The organism is Photorhabdus australis DSM 17609, from assembly GCF_000711895.1.
Lineage (GTDB): Bacteria > Pseudomonadota > Gammaproteobacteria > Enterobacterales > Enterobacteriaceae > Photorhabdus > Photorhabdus australis.
On record NZ_JONO01000106.1, the window covers coordinates 1 to 3703 of the forward strand.

The 3703-nt window shown below is 40.8% G+C and carries 4 protein-coding genes; all 4 read left to right on the top strand.

The window, feature by feature from the left end; translation table 11 throughout:
• The first annotated feature begins 54 nt into the window (after positions 1 to 54).
• A complete protein-coding gene (locus BO26_RS18085) occupies positions 55 to 1980 on the top strand; it encodes a lipase family protein (RefSeq protein ID WP_036773932.1) in 1926 nt (641 codons plus the stop codon).
• On the top strand, positions 1977 to 2723 hold the full coding sequence (locus tag BO26_RS18090; protein WP_036773933.1) for a hypothetical protein: 747 nt from the start codon (positions 1977 to 1979) through the stop codon (positions 2721 to 2723). The genes BO26_RS18085 and BO26_RS18090 overlap by 4 nt, the downstream gene beginning before the upstream one ends.
• Before the next feature lie 187 nt (positions 2724 to 2910).
• Positions 2911 to 3144 (top strand): hypothetical protein, encoded by a 234-nt coding sequence (locus BO26_RS24305; protein ID WP_036773934.1) that lies wholly within the window; start codon positions 2911 to 2913, stop codon positions 3142 to 3144.
• On the top strand, positions 3141 to 3703 hold a 563-nt coding region (locus BO26_RS18100; RefSeq protein ID WP_036773935.1), incomplete at its 3' end, for a hypothetical protein. The genes BO26_RS24305 and BO26_RS18100, both read left to right, overlap by 4 nt.

The window sequence follows — 3703 nt, forward strand, 5'->3', positions numbered from 1 at the left end:
ATGATGTTTGGGCTGCGCGCCTATATGTAATGTCAAAAGAAGGAAATCATATCGATGAGCAAATTAGGTCCACTCGATCATATTGACTGTAAAAACATTCTGAAACACTGGATAGAATTTCAGCTGGTGGATGAACAGGGAAAACCGCTGGTTAATATGCCTTACCGTTTGAAAGTTCGGGGGAATCCTCTGATGGGACGTAAAGGGGTTACCGATGGCAATGGATTATTAAGGGAAGAAGAGATGCCGCCCCATCCAGTCACTTTGTATATCGGTGCTCAACCATTGGCGGATGAGATGGAACAACGGCCATTGCGGGAAATACGGGGAGAAGAGGCGTCGGTGGTGAAACCAAAAGCGGAAGCCGAAGGCCATCAATATCGCTATGTGACTATCGGGCAGATTAGTGATGGGTTGCCGGTGCTTGATGATTGGAATGATCCTAAAAAAATTCCACCTCCCTATCATTTTCCTGATCCGGAACCAAAAGGCTATCAGGTCCATCCGTTAAATCAGCGGTATGTATTGGAAGTGTGTCCATTTCGGGCCTGGGTTTTGTTGTTACATCATCAGAAAGAGTATTCCATTGTGAATGCTTATAATCAGTGTTTGATGAGCGTGCTAGCCTATGCTGATGGGGATGTCAATGTTGAAGGTTCTGTTAAACATTTTTTTAACCGGCAAATGGTGGATGTTTCCAAACTGCCTTATCAGGTGGAAAAAGTGTCGGCAACACCTGTAGTTTACGATGTACCATTTAGTGAACGTTATACCCGGGTGGAATTTATTGATTCACAAGCAGGGGATAATAAACAGGGTGATACCAAACTGTTTTATGCTGCCAGTAAGAAAGATGTGATTATCAGTTGGCGGGGAACGGTTACTCTGAAAAATTACCTGACTGATGCCACCTTCCAACCATTGGCTTTAAGCTGCGATGATGATAAAGCATTATGCAGTGAGTTTATTCATCACGGCAAAGTGCATAGAGGGTTTTGGGAGGCATTTAATCTGGGTGGGAGGTTAATTGTTCCCAGTGATAAAACTAAAGTTACAACAGTATTCAGTGATATTCTGGACTTAGCTAGAAAAAGAAAGTTATTTATTTGTGGCCATAGTTTGGGAGGCGCGTTGGCATTATTGCACAGCGCACAACTGAAAGAACATAATCCTTGTCTTTACAGTTATGGGATGCCAAGAACATTGACCCGCAGTGCGGTAGAGGAATTGTTTGCCATTACCCATTATCGCCATGTAAATGAAGATGACCCGATCCCTTCGGTGCCTTTTGAACAGGATATGGATAATAGATTTTTTAATTACTGGGTGCCGGTGGGGTATGAATGGGCAATGATAAAATTGTTGCCACCGTCACCGATTGTTAAAGCCATTAAACAAGCGACTGACAGTAAAGAAATCTATTTGCATCATGGTAAGGTTGTTCATTTTTTTCAAGCCAACAGTTGCCCGGAATGGCTGATTTCCGCCAGGAATGCCCTCCTTATAACGGCTGTGACCGAAGAAGTATTGAATAACACCACCAAGCTTTATTTAATTCCTGAATTAAACCCGGAAACAGAAAAGGATTTTTCTCTGGCCGGTGAGCGGCAAAATGCGTTATTTAATCAGCTCAGTCAACAAGAAAAAGACAAACTGTTTGTTGAAAACAGAGGGGCTGATTTAAAAGGGGGATTTGGCTTTTCTAATCATAGCTCGTATAAATATGCGGGTTATATAGATAAGCGCCTCAGAGAGTTATGCGAACCGGATAAGATTACGGTCTATCAGGACAGTCAGCGTCAATTTAAGGCGACAATGGATAATGATAAGATGCTTATCCCTGACAACATTTACTATCGTAATCTCTATTTTCTGGAGATGGACAAACAGTTAATAAAATCACTGACCGTCAGCCAACAGGAAGAGCAAGGCACACTGGCCTTACAACATTACTGCGATAAGAAGGAACTATCAGTATGAAGATATTGAAAATAACGTTGCTCTTATTATTTCTCTCTTTTATTTACTGGGCGTTAGGCGATACCTTTTTTAACTGGCTTTTTCCCTTTTCATCTGCCGGAAAGGAACAGTTAATTACCGTAGAAGGGATCGCACCGAAATATACCAAACCGTATGTGTCCGCGCAGTATATCTCAAAAGACTGTCTTAGATATCAGTTGGATGCAGGCATGTCACCTTATAAGGTGCCGACTTATTATGGATTGGATTTGGATGTAAAAGCTGATCCGCAAACCGGTTATTTTCAAGCGAAATTACCTTTCAATGGTGGAGGATGGTGTAAATGGAAAATCAACCAAGCCTCTGTGGCGGTGGGTTATACCGATGTTAGCCACCTGATGAAAAATGCTATTCCCTATGCTGGGACAGGATTAACTGCATTTATCAATGATGCAGCTCAAACAAATATTAGTGAAATTGCTGCATTGAATACTATAGATTTCAGGCCGGTTATTTACCCTGTATTAAAGGTGGTTGATGGGCGTCCAAATAGAATTTTCTTGCAGGGCATGGTGGATACGTATCCTTTTCGGTTGAAATTAACTCCAGGAACAGAATGGAAAATTACCTATAAACCTAAATTAGATGAAACCAAAATGCCTAAAATTATTATCCCACCAGGAAAAGAACCTTCAAGAGTTGAATATCCTGATGGCAGAGTTGATTTAGACAGAGATTCTATTGATTACTGGAAAATAAAGTAGCGTCACAACAGAAAATAATCTGAAGGATGCAGGGTCGATTCAGAAAGGATTTTTTAAGCAGATAAGTGATGCAGATAAGAACAAATGGTTTCCACCGCATGAGAATCCAACGGTAAAGGATTCGTTAGGTTTCCCTGATCACCGTTCAAGGAACTATGCTCTCTATATTGGTGCACGACTGGCAGAGTTGGTTGCACCGGATAAATACCATTTTTTCTTGGATCAGGAACAATTATTTGAAAAAACATTGAATGAACGAACTGATATTGTTTCAGATATTCGGCAACGCGATACATTATTTTTACAGATGGATCATCAGTTGAAACAAGCATTGATTTGTACTCAACAGGATAAACAAGGTCCATTGGCTTTAATGCGCTATGTGGACAACGCTGTAGGGATAGAGGAAGATTTACTATGATAAATATCAAGCAATATTCATTGGTTTTGTTAGCCACATTAATCTCAGGTTGTGCTGACCCGGATGCCCCACTTTCTCCTCCTAAAGAAAATCAGTGGATCACGGTAGAGGGAGTCGCTCCGAAATACACACAGCCGCATGTATCCGCAGAATATATTTCAAAAGATTGCCTTGAATATCGTTTAGATTCCAACATGTCGCCTTTTAAAGTGCCAACCTATAATGGATTACGTTTAAAAGTAAACGCTGATCCGCAAACCGGTTATTTTCAGACGAAATTACCTTTCAATGGTGGCGGTCGGTGCAAATGGAAAATTAACCGGGCCTTTGTGTCGATCAGTTATACTGATGTTAAACATCTAGTAAAAGATGCAGTCCCGTATTCAGGAACAGGTTTAATCGCATTTATCAATGATGCAGTCCAGACGAATATTAGCGAAATTACAGCAGTGAATACCATTGATTTTAGACCGGTTATTTATCCTGTTTTGGAAATATCTGAAAAATTCCCGAAGAGCATATTCTTGCAGGGTAAGGTTGATATGTATCCCTTTAGATT

Coding starts and splice junctions, on each gene's coding strand:
- BO26_RS18085 (WP_036773932.1), top strand. CDS start 55: ATGAGCAAATTAGGTCCACTCGATCATATTGACTGTAAAAACATTCTG.
- BO26_RS18090 (WP_036773933.1), top strand. CDS start 1,977: ATGAAGATATTGAAAATAACGTTGCTCTTATTATTTCTCTCTTTTATT.